The sequence below is a fragment of the Alcanivorax sp. 97CO-5 genome (genome assembly GCF_000524665.1).
Lineage (GTDB): Bacteria > Pseudomonadota > Gammaproteobacteria > Pseudomonadales > Alcanivoracaceae > Alcanivorax > Alcanivorax borkumensis.
The window spans coordinates 109,515-128,520 of the sequence record NZ_KI965879.1; the positions used below are offsets into that span (position 1 = coordinate 109,515).

The following is a 19,006-nucleotide window of genomic DNA, read 5'->3' on the forward strand; positions in this document are numbered from 1 at the left end:
GCCTTTACCCCCATACGCCAAAACCACTATCCGTTTGGCTTTTGGATCGAAACGCCAAACAGGGAAATTAGCCCATTTACTGTTTGGCTTCTCGATTGAAATCCAACGCTGCTAAGCCTTGCCGGTACTGGCACAAAGCAAGGTTTGGCACTTTTTGCACCCTAAACCAACCTCGGCATCAAAGTACAAACCGTTTGATTTTTTAAACCCAGAATGCAAACGATCGTTTGGCGTCTCGATTTTTTTGCACTAGCCAAATGCCGCTAAACAGAGCTGCATTGGACGATATATTTCAATCAGTTGCCGCGCACAGGTCATAACAAAAAACCGATTTGACTGGTTAGTTTGATGGCCATTTCTTTCATCTATTTCACCACCGAGTCTGCATCCGACGACTGAAAATAGACGGCATGACGAACCAACAAGGTGATAAGTGACGTGTTATGGGCAAGTGCTAACGATTGGGATAGAGAATGGATAAAGCAGGTGGTCACTTTACTGGTTGGGCATGGCGCGTTTACTCTCTACCCAGCATTAAGCCAGTGCGATAATGCGGCCGAACGCTTAACCCGCTGGCTAACCTATCAGTTACCGCGCGTTAAACAAGCGCACCTAGGCTGCCCGATTCACCAATGGCTGAACAGCATTGGCGCACAAGTGATCGTAGAAAAATGGCAAAGCCCCGAGCAATGGCCAAACCTGTATTGGCTACCTTTACCTGAGGTTGATGGCCACGCGCAAGGCGGCTTGGTTGTGTTACCAGCGCATTTATTACCGGCAGATTTTTTACCTGTATATGTGGATGGCACAATTCAAACCAGAACATTGCAAGCAAACACGCCCGCCAACGCCTGCATCTTTTGGTGCATTTCGCCTTTATCTAAAACAGGAAAGCGCGCTACCTTGCACCCCAAACAGCAAAACCGCGCCTTTTGCCTGCCCAGTTCGCCGGAGCAAATAGGAAAATCATGCACAGGGTTATTACTTAGAGGTTTGAGAAAAGACAACGGAAAACGAAACGGCAACGTGATCAGCCATCAGATCAACCTAGCGCTGCTGCACCACCTTTGTGGGCCGGAGAATGATGTGTGGATCAAAGCGAGTTTTGGTACCGTAATTGATTACGGTACCATCGAGTGACTCTTTGAATTCTTTAAGCTTTTTCCCTCGAAGCAAGGTGTAACCATTGACTTTCAACTCGTCTGCATGGCTAACAAGGTACTTCTCAATGGTACTCTCACTTACATCATACAAGGCAACCACCTGAGCTTTGGTGAATACCGTCTCACCTTCAAAGATCACACCACCCAAACCTAAGTGCTGCTCGGCTTGTTGCAGGGCGTAGCGGTTGTTAAGGATATTTTGGCGGTCATGGGATGATGCGGTTAGGTCTTTAGCCATTCGAGCTCCCCTCGCTGAATTCTTCTAAAATTTTGTCACATTCATCCACAACGTACTCGGGAATAAGGTCGAAGCGTGTTGGGTCAAGCTGAAATATAAACTCATTTTCAATATGATAAGTTTCGTTGATGAATTTTCTAATCACCGAATTTTCAACTTCCTCTATATTTAACAAAATCCTAATCAGTTGTAGTTTTTCATAGCCATTATTGCTTTGTAGATACAGCTCTTTTATTTTCTCGTCATTACTGAATAGAGTAACTAAGGATAGATAATCACTTGGAAGTTCAGAAATAAAGCGTTGTATATCACTAATACCAGTACTTAAATTAATTCTTGATAGCGGCGTATTTAGCCCTTCTGCATTTCTAGGAATGCGAAAATCTTCTGGATCATCTCGTTTTTTAAACACATTCGATAGAACTTCATACCCATTATCGAGCTCACCCAGCACTTCATATCTTCGTCTCAAATATATCAATTTTATAATTGGGTCACTTTCAGACGAAAATACATTTTCACAAATTTGAACAAAGGTTTTGATGTCGTCATTAGAAATAGACTGCTCTTTAATTTCTCCGCTTCGTAAGCATAAATACGACGCAAAAACTTGGTTACTAAACTTCCGACGTACCGACCTTAGAGTATCAATAATAGGCTCAACATCATGAGTAAGCATCAATACTGTCTTGCTTTTTAAACAATCGCTAGCATCTCGGCGAAACAACATCTCTAAAATTGCATATTTTTTATTTTTATCAAAAGACGATATCGGATCATCAAGTATTACTAAATCAGGTTTTTTAGCTAGGCATTCATACATGAAAAGTACTATTGAAAAGGCATTGCGTTCACCAAAACTTAAATGCTGACCTCCACCGCTAAGATGAGTCGAATTATCGATATGTCGTAATTTTAACTGCGCCTGTTCGCCTTCACCAACAATTGCGACCTGGTAGCGATAACCTGCAAATGTAAGAAAATTATTAATATCAGTTTGATGCTTTTCAACTAATTCTTTCATTTCTTTGCGCTGAAGATTAATTTTTCCTTGCAAAGGGCCTGCTTGCTTAAGTAGCTGTTCAATTGATAAATTTATTGTGGATATTGTTTCATTGGTTTTAACCGAATTTAAAGTATCGAAGAACTGAAGGTCGATTATATAACCCTGCAATTTTTGTTTAACATTTTCTCCTTCATTAAAATCAAATCCTGTTAAGCCTTTGAGTTTTTCCAGTTTGGCTACCAAGTCGTCAATCTGTGATTTAACAGTTACTATAAAGGTTTCATGCTCTTTTTCGAGCCCGTTTTTTAACGATTTAATAACATCTAGATTTTTCCTTGCTGCATCTGAAAAATATTCACCAAGCTTATTGATAACATCAATAACACTCACAAGATTTTTAATTAAATTTTTATCGTATTCTTTGCTTACATTTGCTATTTGATCTTTCTTGCTTGCCGCATCACTTGTACAAAAAGGACAAGAATCTGATAAGCCAGAAAATTCCTTATGCCCTTTAGCTTGCCAATCAATCCAATTTACACAATTTGAACTTTGAATAAAGGGTTGGTAAGGTTGTAATCCATCAGGAATATGGTCAATTTTATTTGAACTAGAGAGCGCCTTTGCACCGGTTGATGTTTTGGCCAAACCACCACTGGCGGTAACTTTAAATGCCCGTGACAATTCATTTAAATTTGATAAAAGCGCTTCCAGTTCTGTGTTATTAGCAAATTGTTGCTTAACTAAACTGGTAAAGGTTTCTATATCTCGCTCTTTTTCTTGATAAGCATCTGTACGTATAAAAATATCAAAACTATTGCTAACGAGCTCTTCAGGCTTAAAAGTAAACTTATTCACGTACTCTTCGTTAAAACAGAGAACACTTTTGATATTTTCAATACCAAGCACATCGGGTTGGATATCATCTACATTTTCGCCGCGAAACTTAAAGGGTAAAAGATCAGCAAGCGCTTTTTCGTCATCTGTTACAGCATATTGGATGGCTTTAGAAATTGTACTTTTACCGGTTCCATTCGGAGCAAACTTAATATTCAACTTACTCGGCACGATAGCCACTTTGGCTATCGTGATGTTGTTACAGTTTTTAATTTCAATGTCCATATCGCCATCCTTAAATTATTTCACAGTGACTTGGCCGTTCATTAGCATAGGAAGGAGCCAGTCGCGGAGAGCTATTAGCTCTCTATTTTCGAGGCTTCGCTCAAATATCATTTTGTTGTAATTCGTAACGATCTCATCATACTTTTTGAGCAAATCCGAAGTTGGATAAGCAAGTGTCAGCGAATGCAAATCGTTTTTTGTGATAGAGCCAAAGGTTGTACCTTCGGAGTTTCGACGGTCAAAAATCTGTTTGAAATACTTCATCACATAAAACAGAAAACCGTCAGAGCCAGTTTTGCTATTTAATGCTGCTAAACCTCGACCAATACAGCAGTCGGTATTAGCAATATTCATATCACCTACTGGTGCTCGAACACTTAACAGGATGTCGCCTTTCTTTGCCATGCGGCTAGGCGCTGTCGTGTACTGTCGTGTGGTAGGGAACAACCAACCAAAGTCTGTAGAACCTTGATAAAAAATGGTTCCAACGCCTTCATCATTATACGAACTCCCCTCTGGGGATTGACCCATCGTGATGTTCGCTATTTCAGATAGCGTTTTGTCGCTCCACCCCTCCGGTATTTCGCGCTTTAGGGTTGGGTTGTAGACCATTTTGCCGCCGGAGGTTTTGTAGGGTTTGCCTTGGCCTTGTGGTGAGTCGTCGGGGAAGTCGAACTGTACAAACCAGTAGTCGTACAGGGTTTTGGCCATGGCTTCCAGCTCGGCGTTGATGCGGTTGTTGAGTTCGATTTTTTTGTCGATTATTGAAAATAATCTTGCAATAGAGCGCTGTTCTGAAATTTGGCTTGGTAGTTTTATTGGTAATGACTTAATGACGCCCAAATTAATAAGGGGAACCGTACTTCCTGTGTTTCGGTTCAGAATTGCTTGATAGATCCAAGGGCTTGCCAGCCAATAAAACACATAATTTGGGTCTGCTTTATTCTTATCTACTCTAAATCGGAGTTGCTTGTTCGAAATCACATACCTATGGTATTTAGCATCCTCTGGTATCATTCCTACTTGCCCAATAGTGCCTGCAGCAGTAAACAAGATATCACCAGCTATTGCATCAGCTTTCAACTCGTCGGCTTTTTCCTCTGTAAGAAAAACAAATCCATCATCTACAAACTTTTTAAAGTCTGTAGTTAGGTTATTTCCCCTGATAACAGGCACTCCTGTTTGCTGAAAAAAGCGCTGGCCAATATTACTGCCGAAAGGGCCTGATATTACAGATCGACCTGCGGCAGCAAGATCACCTAGTTTTTTATTATGATATTCACTCATACTTCAATCCCGCCAACTGCTTTTTAATCTCAGCTTCCAATTCACGCGACTGACTAAATAGGTTATCTAGGTTACTGGTAAAGCCCTGCATCTTTTCAGCGAATTGCTCTGGGGTAATATCCACGTATTCGATTTTAACATCAAAGTACTGGCCTGCACTTAGGGAATAGTTTTTGGCTTCGATCTCGTCGTAACTTACCGCTACCGAAAGATCTTCGATGGTTTCTTTGGCGTTAAAGACATCAATAATCTGTTGTTCTTCATCAGCGGTTAATACGGTTTTTTGGTTTTTACCGTCTTTGACTTTTTCACCCAAGTTTGAGGCGTCCACCAGTACTACATCGCCATCGTTGCTGGCGTCGATGAATAGAATAGATACGTTCGTGCCTGTGGTCGCGAAGATATTGGATGGCATGGAGACGACACCCGCCAGCATTTTGTTTTTCACCAAATGCTCACGGATTTTTTTGTCGATACCGGATTGGGCGGTAATAAACCCAGTAGGCACCACGACCGCTGCTTTGCCGCCCGGTTTAAGTGAAGCAATGATGTGCTGTAAAAACAACGAGTAAATGGCCATTTTGTCTTTAGCGGCTTTGGGCACGTTAGGAATACCAGCAAAGAAGCGCTCTTTGTTTTCTTTGCTGTCTAGCTCATCTCTAAAGTCACTGAAATCGAGCTTAAACGGCGGGTTGGAAACAATATAATCAAAGCGTTTTAGCTCTTTACCGTCTTTATGGTAGGGATGCTGAACGGTATTACCCTGAATGACATTGGGGATAGAGTGCACCAAGTTATTTAAGATCAGGTTTAACCGCAGTAAGTTGGATGATTTTTGTGAAATATCCTGGGTGTAAATACTACAGCGGTTTTCTCCAATGGCGTGGGCCACGTTCATAAGCAACGTACCCGAACCCGCCGATGGGTCGTAACAACTCACATTGCGTACTGTGCCGCGCTGATCTTGTGGCACTAAAATTTCCGCCATAATGCGTGCTACCGCATGAGGGGTAAAATACTCGGCGTATTTGCCGCCGGAATTGCTGTTGTAGTCTTTGATCAGGTATTCAAAGATGGTGGCGTAGAAGTCGAATTTTTGCGTAAAAATTCGCTCAAAGCTGAACTCCACCAGTTTATTGATAATGGCGCGGCAGAAGGCATCGCGTTTTGAGTCGTCGGCAATGTATTGACTGATACGGTCAAACAGCACCACTTTTGCGCCGCCATCGGTTTTTACTGCAAACACATCATTATTGGTAATGGCAATGTCGATAAGGGTATCGTCAAATAGCTTGGCAAAGTCCGGGGCGTTTTGTTGGCTAAACAGGTAGCTTATAAAATGCTGTGGTTTTAATTGTGCAGTATTGCCACCCATTTGCAGTTGCAACATGTCGAGATCGTCTTCGCTCATGGCTGCTAGGGCTTCTTCCCACTTTTCAGCTTTAGCGATGGTGTCGTCGAGCTTTTTTGCTTCAAAGGCGAATTTGTCGTTTAAAAACTTGTACAAAAAGGTTTGGGTAATGATTTTAAACTCGTTACCGTCGTTCCCTAAACCATAGTTGGCACAGATGCTCTTTAAGCTATCAATCAGGGTTTTGGTTTTTTGCTGAAATTCTAATTCAACCATTTGGTGTTTACTTCCTAATCAGTGTTACCCGCATTACCACGCTTGGCTGCCGGTATTAAATTCTTTTAAATATTCTGCGACGACGAGGTGGTTAATGTAACGCGAGGCGTCGGCGTTAAGTTTGATTTGCTGTTCTTTCATAAAGCGGCCAATCACCAGCGGCATCATTTGCCGTTCGAAGTAACTTTCGTTATCCAGCACTTGGCTGTTGTTGAGCACTTGCTCGTCGGCATCTTGCTTTACTCCTGCCAATGCTTCAAAAATTTTGCGTTCTGATTCGCTAATATCGCTTTGGCTTTGCTGGCGCTCTTGTAAGCGTTTATGAATACGAGTGTACTTGGCATCACCAAGATACTTTTGCCGAAGTTGGTTGTTTTGGCGGTTGAGCTCTTTGACGCGGTCGTGAATTTTATTCAGCGCGTCGATGTTGGCAACCATTTCATCTTGAGTGACTTCGCTTAAGTTTTTCTTCTTAAACAGACGCTCTAGCTCTTCTTTTAAGCTAATAAACTGCGGGTCTTGCTGGTCAAAATTGCTGGCCAGTGCTTCGCGGGTTTGGCGCAAAGTATTTTTCAGTTTGTCGGCCAGTACCAACTCTTCTTCGCCGATTTTTACAAACTTGAAGATCACATCTTCTAATGCGCGGTTGAGCAAGTTGCTGGTATCTTCGCCGCTTTCTAAGTCGTTTTTGAGATTGAGTAAGTCCAAGTGATTACTGGTTTCACGATACAACACATTGAGCTTGGCAAAATCCAGTTCATCAAGAAAGTCATACTCGCCTTGCAAACGAATAAGGTTATACAAGCTGCGGGCATCGGCTAAGGCTTTTTTTAGCGCCAGTACGGTGTCGCGATCTTGTATTTGGCTGATTTGATTGCAGAACTCTTCCATGTTGTCGGTATCAAAACGGAACAGTACGTCTTTGATATGCTCGATTTCTTGCTTGATCTCCTCCTGAGATTTAAACAGGTGTGAGTAGTGCTCCATCTCATCGCCCAACTCCGACTGTAACTCATCGAAATAGGCTTTGTTGGTGGCGTCAAACTCTTTACGAATATCAGCAAAATCCACAACATAACCGTAGCGGAAATCTTTGTAAGTGCGGTTCACTCGTGTGAGCGCTTGCAGCAGGTTGTGCTTGCGGATCACCCGACCAAGGTAAAGCTTTTTCAGGCGCTTGGCGTCAAAACCGGTGAGTAGCATGTTGTACACAAACAAAAAGTCGATTTTGCCTGCTTTGAAGTCTTCTACCCAGTTTTTACGTTCTTCTTTCGTGCCAATGTCGTGCAAAATCAGCGCGGCGTTTTTTACCTTTTGCGCTTGTTTAACCGATTCGGCATAACTGGTTGGCGCAGGCTCAGCGACTTCGAGTAGCTGGCTATTTGAATTGGATGTTTGCGGCAGTATAGGCGTTTCAGCATAAACGCCATTAAAAATGTCAAACATCTGCTTGGCTTGATCTGAGCTGTCGCAAATAACCATGCCACCAATGCTGGTATCGTTTAATGCGCCACGACTTTTTTCAAAGTCGTTTACGATGTAAGTCAGCATGGGCTCAACAAAGCTTGGGTGGGCGTAAATCAGCTTGCGATCGACATCGCCCATTTTCACTTCGGCTTCTTCAAGGGCTTTTTGCAATTCGATTTTGTATTGGGTGCTGATCTCTTCTCGAATTAAGCGCAAGGTGTAGCCGTCGGCAATAGACGCGTTGTAGTAGTACTTGTGAATGTAGTCACCAAACAAGGCTCGTGAGTTGTAGTCATCCCCCAATAGCGGCGTGCCAGTTAGGCCAATTTTGATGGCGTTGCTGTCTGACTGACTCAAGTTGGCCAAAAAACTGCCTTTGGGGTTATAGCTGCGGTGTACTTCATCTAAAAAATACACGCGCTGGATCGTTACGTTATAGTCTTTGGTGCTGACTACATCTGGGTCATCTTTAAACTTTTGAATATTTACCACGGTGATTTCTGGCTTGCCAGAATGGTTGTGGATCACCTGTGTGGCTTTGATGTCACGCGTAAAGGCATCCCGCGAGTTGATGGTGTGAACGGTTAAACCACGGGCGGTAAATTCACGCTGCGCTTGTTGCAGTAGGTCTAAGCGGTCAACAATAAAGTAAAACTTAGGAATAACTTGCTGCTTTTGGAAGTAGTCAGTTAAAAAGCGCACGTTGTAAAACGTTAGGGCGGTTTTACCACTGCCTTGGGTGTGCCAAATAATACCTTTTTTAACGCCTTCGCTTAGCTTTTGTTCAATAGCTTTGGTGGCAAACAACTGCGGGTAACGCATGATGTGTTTTTGTAACCCGTCTGACTCAGACACATAGGCCAATGCGTAACGCAAAATAAAGGCTAAACGCTCACGACTGAGTAAAGAGGTACAAATGCGGTTGGTTGGGCGATCGGGCTGCTTGTTGGTCTGGAACTCTGGGTTACTGCGGATCACTTCCAGATTGTTGTCTTTTAAGACTTTTAGCTCGTCATCATCCGATACGGGCTTCAGCAAGGCGGTTAAGTTTAAGATTTCTTCTTCGCGGAAATAGTTAAATACCGGCTTATGGTAAGAACTACTGGCATAGAAGGCACCTTGCACGGGTTCTGGGTCGCCGTCGTCGTACTCCATGTTATTGGAGAAAATCATAAACTGGGTGATGTTGGCAAAGCGCTTGAACTTAGGGTTTTGAAAGCGTTTGTTGATGCGGTCGCGCTCGGCCAAGATACCTTCGCGATTATTTGGCTTCTTCACCTCGATAAACACTAACGGCATGCCATTGATAAGCAGCGTGATGTCTGGCCTGAATTCTTCATCACCGTTTTGACACGTTAGCTCGGTAACAACATGGAAGGTGTTGTTATTGAAGTTTTCAAAGTCGATCAGCTTAGTATTTGAACGCTCTGACAAGCGCTCAAAGAAGGCTTTGCCTAAGTCTTCGTTATCGAGCAGTAGTTTGACATCTTCTAGCAAACGACCCGCTTCTGCATCTTCAATACCCGGGTTAATTTTGCCGATAGCGGTTTTGAATACGTCAGGGAAGATATTGGTGTCGAGATCCCAGCTTTGCCCTTTAAGTGATAGGTATTGGTAGCCTAGACGCATCAGATGCAGTATGGCAGGGATTTTTACTCGGCTATCTTCATTGAATTTTTTGGTATTGAAGGCCATAACATTCCTTGTAGTCGTTTTAATTCGGAACCTGCTCAAGCAAATCGCTTAGAGGGCAGTTAAATAACTCGCACAGCTTATCGAGCGCTTCTAAGTCCACCTTGAGCGCGGTTTCTTTGTACAGTAGCGTGACGGTGGTACGGCTTAGGCCGGTTTCTCGCATCACGTCGCTAATGCGCATTTTTCTCTCACCCATTAATCGGGCTAGGTGGCAGCGGATCATGCTCTCTCCACGGTGTTTTCTTAACCATAAACTTGGGGATTTTTCACTGTTGCTTACCCTACCACGATTATGATTATTCTCAACTTATTTGAGTTAAAACCAAATAATTGAGCTCATTTGTTATTCGCTCGGTGCTGGTTGTTGGTACGCTAGCGGTTCACGGGAATGCCTCTGGCGGTATTGTCTGCAATGGACTACAAACTGAACCCAGCCCTTATGTTGACAGGCGGTGCATTACAAGGCGACAAGCCCATGCAGGGGTCATTACCTTTTTAGTCATCCAAGATGCTGCCTTTCACGCAGTACATTCGCGGGCGTGTGTTGTCGGGCAGGCTGACTTTGCGCTGTGGCCGATTACCATCGGGGATTAGATAGCCTGCGGCCATTAGTGCTTTAGCGGCGCGATCAGGGCTTAGGCCTTCGGTGGCTTCACGCCAGCCGGTTGGGTAAAACAGGTAGAGGGTTTGTGGGCCGCTGGTGTCTATCCAACCCGCGCGTTGGCGTACTTGGCTGCTGTAACCGGTTTGCTTAGGCGTAAATCGGCTTTCGCCATGCTGCTCAATAAAACTGCGTACTTGGCGAATGGCTTGTTGGTCTTCATTGGCGGCCACACCACCGCGAGCGAGTATCCATTGGTTAAGCTGGCTTAAACAGGCGGCTTCGACATTTTGGGTTGGCCAATCGAGTACTTCGGCTTGAATGGCTAACAAGCCTGCGCTGGCCAGTAAGGCAAATTTTTCGGCAACTCGACGCACTTGGCCGTCAGCCTCGGGTGGTAAGCTGGCTAAAAAGCGTTGGCGTACGTTTTGGAAAACGGGTCGCACCTGTGCGCCGTGCTGCGTTAAATACCGTAACCAGTCCAAGGCCAAGCAGCCGTAATGTTGGCGACTTTGCTGTTTTAGATGATCGGCTAAATCGGCAGCGTTCATACCATGACTCTGGTTAAACACGCCCATTTGCGCTCCAGCATCGGCACTGAGATCAATCACGCGCACTTGCTGCCCTGCTTTTACACGCTTGCCGATACTGGCAAGATGGCTTTCAAGCGTCACTTCGCCAGTGGATAAAAACACCAAGCGCCAACGGGCGGGTAAGCGCATTTCACCGTATTTGCCTGCACGGGTTTTGCCCTGACCATTGGCAAGCATATAAGCGACATCGCCTGCCTCTTTTGGGTCAACTTCGCCCATTTCATCGAGCGCCAGCAAGGCATCGTTATGTGCTAACGCAGTGCCTTCTAAACCGTTGGCCGTGGCACGCCAACTGTGGCGCAGTTGATTAGGCTCGCCCCACACCGATAATGCTGGATACAGCGCTGCGGTTTTACCAGTGCTGCTGGCACCATAGAGGTGTAAACCAAAACCATCCACCCCGCACAAGTGCAACAAAGGTGCGGCCAGTGCAGCGCAGACACCAACGATTAATAGCGGGTTATCCAGACAATAGCGGCCAACGTGCTGGCGCCAACTGTCGCTACTACCTTGTTGAATAAAGCCTTCTATCGGGTGCATGGTTTGCAGCACCATGCGCGGGTTGTTGCTGTGTTCGCTTGGGTAAAAGGTGAGGCGCGGATGCACATAAGCGTGGTGATGCCAGCCAATGCAGTTCACGCTGATGGCCTTTTGCGTGGCCAGTTCGCCCATTTGTTGAATAAACAGCGAGAGCAGCTGCCGCGCTTTGACACTGTTACTTAGCCGCATGCCTCGGCTAAGGAGAATTCGGCGGTACTCGCTGCCGTCTCCGGCCAATAGTTCTGCGGGCATGGCCCAGTAACGATGGCGATTGTCATCGTCTAACCAGTGTAATAAATAGCCGTAGTTGTCCCCTTGCGGATCGCGGGTACGGGCGGCCACTTGCAGCCAAGAGCAAATTTTAACTGGGCTATCTTGCCCCGTTGGTTGCATCACCAGCCAGTTTTGCGCGTTATAGGCAAAACCAGCCGGTAATGTTGGCATGTTGTTATTTATCTCATTGGCAGGTAACGGGGTTGATGCTGATGGTTTATCCACGGCCATAAGCAGCACCGATACGGCGGGTTTCAATCCACTGGTCGATATCGCTTTCTAACCAGCCCACGGCACGCGCACCAATACGAATGGAGCGGGGAAATTCACCGCTGGCCATCAGGGCATAAATGGTACTGCGGCCAAAGCCTGTTTTTGCCTTTACCTCGGGCAAGCGCAAAATCCGCTGCTGACGCGCTGGGTGTGTTGATGTGGTGGATGATTGTGTAGTTGGGTTCATCGTTTGCTTCCTCACTGTTCTGTTAAGTTCAGTTAGGAGTTTGCCAGTACTAAACGGACGCAGTAGGCAGATAAATGCCCAGATCGTGCAGCTTTCTGAGGGTGCAGGTAGCGAGCTGCCCCAGAATTTACATAAAGCCCCTGGTGATAAATACCCTGTGGGCAGGGTTAGTGTGTGCCTAAGTGGCGTGAACTAAGGCTTTGCCCAGACTGCCCCAGATGCCCAAAGGGTAAGTGCCCAAAGCCATCTCAAAAGGGAAAGCCTTGCCCAACGATAACGTCATAACACTTTTATGCGCATAAAAATGTAAAATTCCGCACTTTTCTGCGCGTAAAAGTGTAGACTGAGTTATACTACAGGCAGTTAACAGTCTTAATTGGCGGGAAATGACAATGCAGCGCAACTTACTCAACGCCCTAATAGCATGGAAAAGTCAACCTGTGCGCAAGCCATTATTGATCGATGGCGCAAGACAAACAGGTAAAACCTATCTACTGCAAGAGTTGTTTGGGAATACCTTTGCCAACATCCTTCGTATCGACTTCCTTGAAAACCCAGCTTACAAAGAAGCGTTCGATGGCTCGTTGTCACCTGACGAGCTAGTAATGAACATTGAGTTGTTAACCAACCAAGCGTTCAATCCAGACACCGACTTGCTGATATTAGATGAAATTGGCGAATGTGAACGAGCCGTAACTTCGCTGAAGTATTTTGCCGAAAAAGCACCGTCCTATTTTGTCGCAGCCAGCGGTTCAAATATTGGTTTGCTCAACACCTTCCCTGTGGGCAAGGTAGAACAATACAATTTACGACCATTGACCTTCCAAGAATTTATTTACGCATCCAACGAGCAAACACTGATCAAAGCATTTGATAGTCAAGCAAGCACACCGGCGGTGCACACTAAATTGATGGATAAACTAACCGACTATTTTTTTACCGGTGGTATGCCGGAAGCCGTTTCTGCTTGGTATCAGTTTAAGGATTCAAGCATTCTAGAGCGTGTTGAAAAAGTCACAAAAATTCATGCCGATTTAGTTGAAGGTTATCGCCGCGATTTCGGTAAGTACGCGGGCAAGGTCGATGCCACACTGATTGAATCGGTGTTTAATAGCATTCCAGCCCAGCTATCACTTGTCAGCGATGAGTCAGTTAAACGCTTTAAATTTAAGCATGTGCATGAGCGTAAATCTCGTTATAGCGATTTTGAAACCGCGATCCATTGGCTTAACTGCTGCCGCTTAGCTTTGCCAAACTACCCTATTGAAGGATTACCTAAATCTCCGTTGGCGGCCTATAAAAAAGACAATATGGTTAAACTATTTCTGTTTGATGTGGGCCTGCTCAATCATATGCTGGGCAGCAGTTATAAAGAGATTAAGCAACAAAACTATGAATACAAAGGCTATGTGGCTGAAAACTTTGTGCAACAAGAGCTCACAGCTATTGGCGTTGACCCAAGCTATTCATGGAATGACGCCCGCGCCGAAATCGAATTTATTTTGGCGACCGATGAAGGCGATATCATCCCTGTGGAAGTCAAAAGTGGTAAACGTACAAGAGCAAAATCGTTGGCATCCTACGTTGAAAAATGTACTCCAAATAAAACCTTTAAGTTAACGGGTACACAAGGCTCTTCAGCGTTAGAACAAACCAATATCGTGATGCCTTTGTATTTCACGCAGTATTTACCTCAGAGATGGTAAAGGCACGTTGCCTAGCCCCGAAGGTCTACACAAAGTTACCTTAGGGATAACAATTTGTAGACCTGATGCTTACCATTCGACACTCAGTCTTATCTCTCTTGGATACCATAGTATCCATATTGAGCTTATTTCTATTAAAATGGATACCATAATGCCCATTTCAGGCTAAGTGAGCTTTCTGCTGACTCATTACTATCGTGTAGAACCAGTGAAAAAATGGCAAAGCTATGTTGACGGAAATCATGCTCGATAAAGCCCTTCAAAACTGCTATGTTTTAGCTCTAACAGCAGCATAAAAACGGCACTGTTTTTCCATTGCTAACCACTAAGATTTAGTAAAAGCCATAGGCAAGTGGTGGGCAGTTTGGTGGGCAAACAGGCATTTTTGAACGGTTTCTTTTCGATAACTCGTTGAGTTTGTTAGGGTCTAGGCCGCTACTCAATGAGCAGATCCAGAATATCGAGTAACCTCCCCATCCTTAAAACCCTGTACTTATTGAAATTTTATTAAATTAGAGTCCAGAGACATCCGCTCAAACCCACCATAATCCAACCCATAATGGTGGGTGAAACATAATTCTCACCCACCATCCTCTATTCTCAACACCTGTTGATCGGCAGCAATGACTGCATACCCATCAGCGTGTAAATACCTCGCCCCATCGTTAACCCGCCGACGCTTCATCCTCGAAACGCCCTTCAACCGCAACAGCAGCAGACGAACCGAACAACCCCTTAAAGGCCGGATAATACTTCTTAAAATCCGCAAGAATTTGCTGAAATGGAAGATCATCAAAAACGCCATGTTCTTTCAAATATTCCATATGACGATTGCCGGCCTGATCAAATGCATGCAATACAGAGTCATGAATGCCATCAAACTCAAGCGGTTTTACACCGGTCTTATCGCAAAGTGATTGATTAAACGCCGGAGTCGCTTTTACCCAGCGGGTATCGATATACAACTCCGTATAGCCATGCCAAGCAAACACATCTGTTTGCATCATCTCTTTCAGCTTTTCAGAGCTCAGATGATTTTTCACATCGGCAAAGCCCAAACGGCAAGGAATCCCAACCGCCCGACTGGCAGCGGCAAGCAGCACAGCCTTTGCCACACAGTAACCATAGCCATTGGCCAGCGTCGTGCTTGCCTTTAACCCCTCTTGCGAGAAACAAATCCGATACGGATCGTAGCGAATATCATCACGCACCGCGTAGTATAGCTTTACCGCTTTTTTTATCGGGTCCGTCTCGTCACCCACCACAGTTTCAGCAAAACTGATCACCGATGGGCTGTCAGAATCTATATATTCAGAAGGCTGAAGAGCCGCTTCAAAATCCATCGCTGCTACCTGCATGATCTAAAATGTTCGCTTCCATTCTACACATCGACTCGATGCCATTACCAAACATTATCGGCCTCTCTAGCTGCGGCATTCACAGCACTAACCAGAATAATGGCCTCTACAATAAAGAAAGGTTCACCGCACGCGCTCTCCCCGAAAAATTTATCGAGGTTTTGATTCGATACTTTTACGATGAAGACGCCTCTATTTTCCGGCAGTCAGATTCTAACGAATCTCGAGCAGCATGAGGCGGGAATACCAGTCTCCGGGGTATCCCCGAGCACAGCGTTGAATTATCAGTGGTGAGCTAAGTTCGAAGGCAAGGGGTCCGTCACTGATAAATCGAATCAGGAAGTTGAAACAGACAATTACCCGCTAAAAAACGTATGCCGAAACGGCACTGTGGAAGCCCGCGCCAGCATTAAGTCACCCAATACCTATAGCGTTTGGCGTTCACAAGTCAAAACGCCCGTGTTGCCTTTGTTTGTTCCTGGTGGTAATCGGCCAAATTCGACAGGGAGGGGGTAATCACGTGCGGGAGGGGGAGGCAACCAGCCATATGGCGGTAGACGGTATGGCGACGAGAAAAAAGGCCGCTGCTTGCGGCTTCCGGGATAACGACTTTTATCTTTATGAAGAAAAAGTCGTTATCCCAGAATTCTACGGTGAATCTATTTCCAGCTCATTCATCCAGCCAGTTTTTTAGCCGCGAAGATTACCGAAAGGTTCTAGCACCGAATAAGAAAGGAACATTGGAATACTTCACCCTCTATCTCCTTTGTTCCCAACCTTGCCTTGTAGCGGTAGCCCGTGCCACCGCCACAAACGGCAATCACTACCGGTTTCAGATCAAAGACTTTAATTCAACATCCAGATCACTCAACACGTCAGCGCTAATACTCTTACGGTGCTGAACCAACTGCTTTCCAACCATAAACGCAATGGGCATATTCACCGCATCAACGGCAATCACACAGCCCTCACGGAGATAGAACACCGCAAAAGCTTTGTCTTCCGTGCTGCCACGCATGACTCGTTCATCATGGTCCTGCGAGAGCCCCACCATTTGCAAACGAACATCATATTGATTCGACCAAAACCATGGAGCGCTATCGTAGGGCTTATCCTCTCCCATCAAGGTCGCTGCCGCAGTACGTGCTTGATCGACAGCGTTAGCAACGGACTCGAGCCTCTGCATTTTCTCGAAGAAAAGGTTTCGGTGACGAGTGCAATCACCTATCGCCAGGATGCTTGGGTCAGAAGTGCGGACATATTCGTCCACCAGGATACCGTCTTCACAGGATAGGCCGGCAGCCTCAGCCAAAGCCGTTTCGGGTATAACGCCAATCGAGACAAGCACAACATCTGCGTCAACCGTTTCGCCATTTGCTAACGTTACGCCAGCCACTCGCCCCTGATCTCCAGCTTTGAAGCCGGTGACAGCAGTATTAAGACGCACGTCCACGCCAGAACCACTGTGTTTAGCATACAGAAACGAAGACATCTCAACGCCCGTAACTCGCTGCATTAGACGCTCAGCGCCTTCCAGCACCGTAACATCAACGCCTTTCTTGCTGGCACTGGCTGCAACCTCAAGGCCAATGTAGCCGCCACCGACAATAACCAAACGGGTACCTGGTGACAGTTGATCGCGCAATGTATCCGTATCAGCAATGTCATGCAGATAATGGATGCCTTTTAATTCAGATCCAGGCGCATTAAGACGCCTAACGTGTGAACCTGTGGCAAGAATCAGTCGGCCATATTTCAGTGTGCTCTGATCTGACAATGTAAGGGTTTTGTTGTCTCGATCAATGTTCTCAACGCGCACACCAAGTCGCAACTGATGCCCCGCACCTTCATACACCGAGCGCGGTTTCAAATAGAGAGATTCCTCGTTAACCTCTCCTGACAGATACGTTTTGGATAAAGGCGGGCGCTGGTAGGGCGGATAAGGCTCTTCGCCCACCAGAACCACCTCGTGTGGATATTTCTTTTGTATCAAGGCTGTCATCAACGCACCTGCTGCGTGCCCGCCTCCAACGATGACAGTGGCATCTTGTTTTTCGTTTTCCATGCTTCTCTCTTTATCTGTGCCTTGGGCCAAATTATGTAAATAAGCACCGTTTCTAATGAGATGAGTAGGTGAGTTCACGGGTTTAGCTGTCGCGATTATGGCACGAGGTGGTGCAACGCGCCGCGCTGCACGGCACACGCCACTCAACCGTCAGTATGCTTGGCATCCTCAAGGATCATGGCTGCACCCTTCTCAGCAATCATCGTTGCCGGTTGATTGGTGTTGCCACCAACCAAGGTTGGCATGATGGACGCATCAACCACTCGCAAGCCTTGCAGTCCATGGACTCGCAAACGCGGGTCTACCACCGCCATTGCATCTACCCCCATCTTGCACGTGCCCACCGGGTGGTATGCCGACTCACCGCTAGTCCTCACCCATTCAGCCAGATCATCATCACTCTTCAACGCCGACCCAGGCGAAATTTCAACCTCATGGTGCGACTCGAGCGCTCGCTGGGCTAGGATCTTGCGCACCAAATGAACGCCACGAACCAGCTGCTCAACGTCGGCCGTCTCGGCCATATAGTTAGGGTCGATCAGCGGCGCCTGGAGCGGGTCTGCGCTGTGCAAACCGACACGCCCACGCGACAATGGCCGAAGCCCGTAAATCATGACGATATAGCCATAACCACTCATCGCCGTCTTAAAGTCCCGGCCATGATCAGCATACAACATAGGCCCGAAGTGCAATTGCAGGTCGGGTATGGATTCCTCAGGCCGAGAGCGGATAAAACCGCCGGCCTCAGCACCGTTGCTTGTCAATACACCGCGCCGCCCGGTCAAATACTGCAGTAACGCCCGCATTCCCTTGAGCCAATAGCTGGGATGCATGGAGATACTCTGGCGACTGCGTGCTTTGACACGCATGAATACGTCAATATGATCCTGAAGATTCTGCCCAACACCCTCCAGCGCATGACGTAACTCAATGCCGTGTTTGGACAATTCCTCACGTGGGCCGATTCCGGATAGCATCAGAAGCTGTGGAGAATTGAACGCGCCGCCGCAAAGCACAACTTCGCGCCCTGCTCGGACCTGAACCAGCCCCGTGGCAGACCGGTACTCGACACCGGTAGCGCGGGAACCCTCAAGCAGCACACTTGTAACATGAGCACCACTACGAACCGTAAGGTTGGAACGCCCTGCCGCAGGCTCGAGATAGGCACGCGCATTACTGCAGCGCGCTCCGTCCTTCTGGTAAGCGTAGTAGAAACCTACGCCTTCCTGCTCTCTGCCGTTAAAATCTTTATTGTGCGGGTGCCCTGCCTGTACCGCAGCCTCAACAAACGCCGAACTTAGCGGGTTCGTATAACGTCGCTCGGCCACATTGAGAGGCCCACCTTCGCCATGGAACTCTGCTTCAGCCGGTGCCAACGGCGGTTCGTAATGCTCGGTTTTTCGGAAGTACGGCAACACATCGGCGTACGACCACCCCTCACATCCCTCTCTCGCCCAATCATCATAGTCACGAGCATGGCCACGTATATAAACCTGCGCGTTCATGCCACTGGAGCCACCAAGCATCTTCCCGCGCGGTTGAAACAGTGAGCGGCCATACATGTGACGCTGCGGTTCGGTATTGAACTGCCAGTTAAAGCGGCGGCTAAACATCAGCTGCAGGAACCCCAGCGGCATGTTAACGAAGGGGTTCCGCCGGCTCTCTGGCCCCGCCTCAAGTAGCAGCACCGAGTAACTGCCGCTCTCGGAAAGGCGGGCAGCCACTGCACACCCAGCCGAGCCCGCACCGACCACCACATAATCGAATTGTTGTTCGATCACCTTTCCGTTCTGGCGAGTCATTAT

The 19,006-nt window shown here is 46.5% G+C and carries 13 protein-coding genes; 2 read left to right on the forward strand and 11 right to left on the reverse strand.

Features of this window, described 5'->3' with window-relative positions; all coding sequences use genetic code 11:
* The first annotated feature begins 486 nt into the window (after positions 1 to 486).
* On the forward strand, positions 487 to 1,140 hold the full coding sequence (locus Y017_RS14995; RefSeq protein WP_231483381.1) for a hypothetical protein: 654 nt from the start codon (positions 487 to 489) through the stop codon (positions 1,138 to 1,140).
* Here Y017_RS14995 and Y017_RS15170 read toward each other — a convergent pair.
* The 8 genes from Y017_RS15170 to Y017_RS03900 form a co-directional block, all read right to left on the reverse strand.
* Positions 1,048 to 1,401, reverse strand: a complete 354-nt coding sequence (locus Y017_RS15170; RefSeq protein WP_035459086.1) for a hypothetical protein — start codon at positions 1,399 to 1,401, stop codon at positions 1,048 to 1,050. The genes Y017_RS14995 and Y017_RS15170 overlap by 93 nt on opposite strands.
* Positions 1,394 to 3,529 (reverse strand): AAA family ATPase, encoded by a 2,136-nt coding sequence (locus tag Y017_RS15395; protein WP_035459052.1) that lies wholly within the window; start codon positions 3,527 to 3,529, stop codon positions 1,394 to 1,396. Before Y017_RS15395 ends, Y017_RS15170 begins: the two co-directional genes overlap by 8 nt.
* A 15-nt stretch (positions 3,530 to 3,544) precedes the next feature.
* Positions 3,545 to 4,816, reverse strand: coding sequence for a restriction endonuclease subunit S (locus Y017_RS03875; protein ID WP_081737572.1), 1,272 nt, complete (start codon positions 4,814 to 4,816; stop codon positions 3,545 to 3,547).
* Entirely contained in the window at positions 4,809 to 6,443 is a 1,635-nt protein-coding gene (locus Y017_RS03880) for a class I SAM-dependent DNA methyltransferase (RefSeq protein WP_035459055.1), read from the reverse strand. The genes Y017_RS03875 and Y017_RS03880 overlap by 8 nt, the downstream gene beginning before the upstream one ends.
* Positions 6,444 to 6,476: 33 nt before the next feature.
* Positions 6,477 to 9,605 carry a type I restriction endonuclease subunit R gene (locus tag Y017_RS03885; protein WP_081737573.1) on the reverse strand — a complete coding sequence of 1,043 codons (3,129 nt, stop codon included), beginning with the start codon at positions 9,603 to 9,605 and terminating at the stop codon, positions 6,477 to 6,479.
* A 19-nt stretch (positions 9,606 to 9,624) separates the two neighbouring features.
* The gene (locus Y017_RS03890) at positions 9,625 to 9,828 is read right to left on the reverse strand and encodes a helix-turn-helix transcriptional regulator (RefSeq protein ID WP_033539344.1); all 204 of its coding nucleotides are present in this window, start codon (positions 9,826 to 9,828) and stop codon (positions 9,625 to 9,627) included.
* 272 nt (positions 9,829 to 10,100) lie between these two features.
* Positions 10,101 to 11,843 carry a DUF927 domain-containing protein gene (locus tag Y017_RS03895; RefSeq protein WP_035459060.1) on the reverse strand — a complete coding sequence of 581 codons (1,743 nt, stop codon included), beginning with the start codon at positions 11,841 to 11,843 and terminating at the stop codon, positions 10,101 to 10,103.
* Entirely contained in the window at positions 11,830 to 12,072 is a 243-nt protein-coding gene (locus Y017_RS03900) for an AlpA family transcriptional regulator (protein WP_001070200.1), read from the reverse strand. Before Y017_RS03900 ends, Y017_RS03895 begins: the two co-directional genes overlap by 14 nt.
* Before the next feature lie 392 nt (positions 12,073 to 12,464).
* Between Y017_RS03900 and Y017_RS03905 the strand changes: the two genes are divergently transcribed.
* On the forward strand, positions 12,465 to 13,778 hold the full coding sequence (locus Y017_RS03905) for an ATP-binding protein (protein WP_035459063.1): 1,314 nt from the start codon (positions 12,465 to 12,467) through the stop codon (positions 13,776 to 13,778).
* 665 nt (positions 13,779 to 14,443) lie between these two features.
* On the opposite strand, the gene Y017_RS03910 is transcribed toward Y017_RS03905, so the two are convergent.
* From Y017_RS03910 to Y017_RS03925, 3 genes are all read right to left on the reverse strand, one after another.
* The gene (locus tag Y017_RS03910) at positions 14,444 to 15,121 is read right to left on the reverse strand and encodes a transglutaminase family protein (RefSeq protein ID WP_231483385.1); all 678 of its coding nucleotides are present in this window, start codon (positions 15,119 to 15,121) and stop codon (positions 14,444 to 14,446) included.
* Positions 15,122 to 15,968: 847 nt separating this feature from the next.
* Entirely contained in the window at positions 15,969 to 17,279 is a 1,311-nt protein-coding gene (locus Y017_RS03920; protein ID WP_231483386.1) for an NAD(P)/FAD-dependent oxidoreductase, read from the reverse strand.
* Positions 17,280 to 17,344: 65 nt separating this feature from the next.
* A complete protein-coding gene (locus tag Y017_RS03925; RefSeq protein ID WP_035459071.1) occupies positions 17,345 to 19,003 on the reverse strand; it encodes a GMC family oxidoreductase in 1,659 nt (552 codons plus the stop codon).
* Positions 19,004 to 19,006 lie beyond the last annotated feature (3 nt).

Coding starts and splice junctions, on each gene's coding strand:
- Y017_RS15170 (WP_035459086.1), bottom strand. CDS start 1,401: ATGGCTAAAGACCTAACCGCATCATCCCATGACCGCCAAAATATCCTT.
- Y017_RS15395 (WP_035459052.1), bottom strand. CDS start 3,529: ATGGACATTGAAATTAAAAACTGTAACAACATCACGATAGCCAAAGTG.
- Y017_RS03875 (WP_081737572.1), bottom strand. CDS start 4,816: ATGAGTGAATATCATAATAAAAAACTAGGTGATCTTGCTGCCGCAGGT.
- Y017_RS03880 (WP_035459055.1), bottom strand. CDS start 6,443: ATGGTTGAATTAGAATTTCAGCAAAAAACCAAAACCCTGATTGATAGC.
- Y017_RS03885 (WP_081737573.1), bottom strand. CDS start 9,605: ATGGCCTTCAATACCAAAAAATTCAATGAAGATAGCCGAGTAAAAATC.
- Y017_RS03890 (WP_033539344.1), bottom strand. CDS start 9,828: ATGATCCGCTGCCACCTAGCCCGATTAATGGGTGAGAGAAAAATGCGC.
- Y017_RS03895 (WP_035459060.1), bottom strand. CDS start 11,843: ATGGCCGTGGATAAACCATCAGCATCAACCCCGTTACCTGCCAATGAG.
- Y017_RS03900 (WP_001070200.1), bottom strand. CDS start 12,072: ATGAACCCAACTACACAATCATCCACCACATCAACACACCCAGCGCGT.
- Y017_RS03905 (WP_035459063.1), top strand. CDS start 12,465: ATGCAGCGCAACTTACTCAACGCCCTAATAGCATGGAAAAGTCAACCT.
- Y017_RS03910 (WP_231483385.1), bottom strand. CDS start 15,121: ATGGATTTTGAAGCGGCTCTTCAGCCTTCTGAATATATAGATTCTGAC.
- Y017_RS03925 (WP_035459071.1), bottom strand. CDS start 19,003: ATGACTCGCCAGAACGGAAAGGTGATCGAACAACAATTCGATTATGTG.